Raw genomic sequence first — 4,978 nt, 5'->3', positions numbered from 1 at the left:
ACATTCACGGAGAGTTTGATCCTGGCTCAGGACGAACGCTGGCGGCGTGCTTAACACATGCAAGTCGAACGATGAAGCCTTTCGGGGTGGATTAGTGGCGAACGGGTGAGTAACACGTGGGCAATCTGCCCTTCACTCTGGGACAAGCCCTGGAAACGGGGTCTAATACCGGATAATACTTCTGCCTGCATGGGCGGGGGTTGAAAGCTCCGGCGGTGAAGGATGAGCCCGCGGCCTATCAGCTTGTTGGTGGGGTGATGGCCTACCAAGGCGACGACGGGTAGCCGGCCTGAGAGGGCGACCGGCCACACTGGGACTGAGACACGGCCCAGACTCCTACGGGAGGCAGCAGTGGGGAATATTGCACAATGGGCGAAAGCCTGATGCAGCGACGCCGCGTGAGGGATGACGGCCTTCGGGTTGTAAACCTCTTTCAGCAGGGAAGAAGCGAGAGTGACGGTACCTGCAGAAGAAGCGCCGGCTAACTACGTGCCAGCAGCCGCGGTAATACGTAGGGCGCAAGCGTTGTCCGGAATTATTGGGCGTAAAGAGCTCGTAGGCGGCTTGTCGCGTCGGATGTGAAAGCCCGGGGCTTAACCCCGGGTCTGCATTCGATACGGGCAGGCTAGAGTGTGGTAGGGGAGATCGGAATTCCTGGTGTAGCGGTGAAATGCGCAGATATCAGGAGGAACACCGGTGGCGAAGGCGGATCTCTGGGCCATTACTGACGCTGAGGAGCGAAAGCGTGGGGAGCGAACAGGATTAGATACCCTGGTAGTCCACGCCGTAAACGTTGGGAACTAGGTGTTGGCGACATTCCACGTCGTCGGTGCCGCAGCTAACGCATTAAGTTCCCCGCCTGGGGAGTACGGCCGCAAGGCTAAAACTCAAAGGAATTGACGGGGGCCCGCACAAGCAGCGGAGCATGTGGCTTAATTCGACGCAACGCGAAGAACCTTACCAAGGCTTGACATACACCGGAAACGGCCAGAGATGGTCGCCCCCTTGTGGTCGGTGTACAGGTGGTGCATGGCTGTCGTCAGCTCGTGTCGTGAGATGTTGGGTTAAGTCCCGCAACGAGCGCAACCCTTGTTCTGTGTTGCCAGCATGCCTTTCGGGGTGATGGGGACTCACAGGAGACTGCCGGGGTCAACTCGGAGGAAGGTGGGGACGACGTCAAGTCATCATGCCCCTTATGTCTTGGGCTGCACACGTGCTACAATGGCCGGTACAATGAGCTGCGATGCCGCGAGGCGGAGCGAATCTCAAAAAGCCGGTCTCAGTTCGGATTGGGGTCTGCAACTCGACCCCATGAAGTCGGAGTTGCTAGTAATCGCAGATCAGCATTGCTGCGGTGAATACGTTCCCGGGCCTTGTACACACCGCCCGTCACGTCACGAAAGTCGGTAACACCCGAAGCCGGTGGCCCAACCCCTTGTGGGAGGGAGCTGTCGAAGGTGGGACTGGCGATTGGGACGAAGTCGTAACAAGGTAGCCGTACCGGAAGGTGCGGCTGGATCACCTCCTTTCTAAGGAGCACTTCTTACCGGGCTTCGGCCTGGTCAGAGGCCAGAACACCGGCGAATGTCCGGTGCTGGTTGCTCATGGGTGGAACGTTGACTACTCGGCACGACAGGTTGGGATCACTAGTACTGCTTCGGCGTGGAACGTGAGCTTCAACAGGTCGGGTCGGGCACGCTGTTGGGTATCTGAGGGTACGGGCTTTCGAGTCTGTTCCTTCGTGATGCCGGCCCCAGTGAACTCGCCTGTACAGGGTGGGGTGGTGGGTGGCTGGTCGTTGTTTGAGAACTGCACAGTGGACGCGAGCATCTGTGGCCAAGTTTTTAAGGGCGCACGGTGGATGCCTTGGTACCAGGAACCGATGAAGGACGTGGGAGGCCGCGATAGGCCCCGGGGAGCTGTCAACCGAGCTTTGATCCGGGGGTGTCCGAATGGGGAAACCCGGCAGTCGTCATGGGCTGTCACCCGCTGCTGAACACATAGGCAGTGTGGAGGGAACGAGGGGAAGTGAAACATCTCAGTACCCTCAGGAAGAGAAAACAACCGTGATTCCGGGAGTAGTGGCGAGCGAAACCGGATGAGGCCAAACCGTATGCGTGTGATACCCGGCAGGGGTTGCGCATGCGGGGTTGTGGGAGTTCTCTTGATCGGTCTGCCGGCCGGTCGGCGAGTCAGAAACCGTATGGGTAGGCGAAGGACATGCGAAAGGTCCGGCGTAGAGGGTAAGACCCCCGTAGCTGAAATCTGTACGGCTCGTTTGAGAACCACCCAAGTAGCACGGGGCCCGAGAAATCCCGTGTGAATCTGGCGGGACCACCCGCTAAGCCTAAATATTCCCTGGTGACCGATAGCGGATAGTACCGTGAGGGAATGGTGAAAAGTACCGCGGGAGCGGAGTGAAATAGTACCTGAAACCGTGTGCCTACAAGCCGTGGGAGCGTCGCGCATCGAGTTTACTCGGTGCGTCGTGACTGCGTGCCTTTTGAAGAATGAGCCTGCGAGTTTGCGGTGTGTTGCGAGGTTAACCCGTGTGGGGAAGCCGTAGCGAAAGCGAGTCCGAATAGGGCGGTTTAGTAGCGCGCTCAAGACCCGAAGCGGAGTGATCTAGCCATGGGCAGGTTGAAGCGGAGGTAAGACTTCGTGGAGGACCGAACCCACCAGGGTTGAAAACCTGGGGGATGACCTGTGGTTAGGGGTGAAAGGCCAATCAAACTCCGTGATAGCTGGTTCTCCCCGAAATGCATTTAGGTGCAGCGTCGTGTGTTTCTTGCCGGAGGTAGAGCACTGGATAGGCGATGGGCCCTACCGGGTTACTGACCTTAGCCAAACTCCGAATGCCGGTAAGTGAGAGCGCGGCAGTGAGACTGTGGGGGATAAGCTCCATGGTCGAGAGGGAAACAGCCCAGAGCATCGACTAAGGCCCCTAAGCGTACGCTAAGTGGGAAAGGATGTGGAGTCGCAGAGACAACCAGGAGGTTGGCTTAGAAGCAGCCACCCTTGAAAGAGTGCGTAATAGCTCACTGGTCAAGTGATTCCGCGCCGACAATGTAGCGGGGCTCAAGCGTACCGCCGAAGTCGTGTCATTGCAGCATGAGGGCCAACGCCCGCTGTGATGGGTAGGGGAGCGTCGTGTGCCGGGTGAAGCCTCCGTGGAAGCGAGGGGTGGACGGTTCACGAGTGAGAATGCAGGCATGAGTAGCGATACACACGTGGGAAACGTGTGCGCCGATTGACTAAGGGTTCCTGGGTCAAGCTGATCTGCCCAGGGTAAGTCGGGACCTAAGGCGAGGCCGACAGGCGTAGTCGATGGACAACCGGTTGATATTCCGGTACCCGCTTTGAAACGCCCAGTATCGAATCAGACGATGCTAAGCCCGTGAAGCCGTTCCGGACCCTTCGGGGAATGGAAAGTGGTGGAGCCGGTGACCCGGATCTGTAGTAGGTAAGCGATGGGGTGACGCAGGAAGGTAGTCCAGCCCGGGCGGTGGTTGTCCCGGGGTAAGGGTGTAGGGCGTTGTGCAGGTAAATCCGTGCAACATGTGCCTGAGACCTGATGCCGAGCCGATTGTGGTGAAGTGGATGATCCTATGCTGTCGAGAAAAGCCTCTAGCGAGTTTCATGGCGGCCCGTACCCTAAACCGACTCAGGTGGTCAGGTAGAGAATACCGAGGCGTTCGGGTGAACTATGGTTAAGGAACTCGGCAAAATGCCCCCGTAACTTCGGGAGAAGGGGGGCCACACTAGGTGATGGGATTTACTCCTTGAGCTTGGGGTGGCCGCAGAGACCAGCGAGAAGCGACTGTTTACTAAAAACACAGGTCCGTGCGAAGCCGTAAGGCGATGTATACGGACTGACGCCTGCCCGGTGCTGGAACGTTAAGGGGACCGGTTAGTCAATCTTCGGGTTGGCGAAGCTGAGAACTTAAGCGCCAGTAAACGGCGGTGGTAACTATAACCATCCTAAGGTAGCGAAATTCCTTGTCGGGTAAGTTCCGACCTGCACGAATGGCGTAACGACTTCTCGACTGTCTCAACCATAGGCCCGGTGAAATTGCACTACGAGTAAAGATGCTCGTTTCGCGCAGCAGGACGGAAAGACCCCGGGACCTTTACTACAGTTTGATATTGGTGTTCGGTTCGGCTTGTGTAGGATAGGTGGGAGACTGTGAAGCTTGGACGCCAGTTCAGGTGGAGTCGTCGTTGAAATACCACTCTGGTCGTGCTGGATGTCTAACCTGGGTCCGTGATCCGGATCAGGGACAGTGTCTGATGGGTAGTTTAACTGGGGCGGTTGCCTCCTAAAGAGTAACGGAGGCGCCCAAAGGTTCCCTCAGCCTGGTTGGTAATCAGGTGTTGAGTGTAAGTGCACAAGGGAGCTTGACTGTGAGACCGACGGGTCGAGCAGGGACGAAAGTCGGGACTAGTGATCCGGCGGTGGCTTGTGGAAGCGCCGTCGCTCAACGGATAAAAGGTACCCCGGGGATAACAGGCTGATCTTCCCCAAGAGTCCATATCGACGGGATGGTTTGGCACCTCGATGTCGGCTCGTCGCATCCTGGGGCTGGAGTCGGTCCCAAGGGTTGGGCTGTTCGCCCATTAAAGCGGTACGCGAGCTGGGTTTAGAACGTCGTGAGACAGTTCGGTCCCTATCCGCTGCGCGCGTAGGAGTCTTGAGAAGGGCTGTCCCTAGTACGAGAGGACCGGGACGGACGAACCTCTGGTGTGCCAGTTGTTCTGCCAAGGGCATGGCTGGTTGGCTACGTTCGGAAAGGATAACCGCTGAAAGCATCTAAGCGGGAAGCCTGCTTCGAGATGAGGACTCCCACCTCCTTTGAGGGGTTAAGGCTCCCAGTAGACGACTGGGTTGATAGGCCGGATATGGAAGCCAGGTGACTGGTGGAGTTGACCGGTACTAATAGGCCGAGGGCTTGTCCTCAGTTGCTCGCGTCCACTGTGT

Annotated in this window: 2 rRNA genes; both read left to right on the top strand. The window is 57.7% G+C overall.

Features of this window, described 5'->3' with window-relative positions:
- The first annotated feature begins 3 nt into the window (after positions 1-3).
- Positions 4-1,529, top strand: a 16S ribosomal RNA gene (locus IF11_RS37380).
- A gap of 305 nt (positions 1,530-1,834) precedes the next feature.
- A 23S ribosomal RNA gene (locus IF11_RS0135855) occupies positions 1,835-4,957 on the top strand.
- The 16S and 23S rRNA genes sit together here, the layout of an rRNA operon.
- Positions 4,958-4,978: the final 21 nt, after the last annotated feature.

This window comes from Streptomyces scopuliridis RB72 (assembly GCF_000718095.1).
GTDB classification, from domain to species: domain Bacteria; phylum Actinomycetota; class Actinomycetes; order Streptomycetales; family Streptomycetaceae; genus Streptomyces; species Streptomyces scopuliridis.
This window is presented reverse-complemented; position numbering and strand designations above follow the sequence as displayed.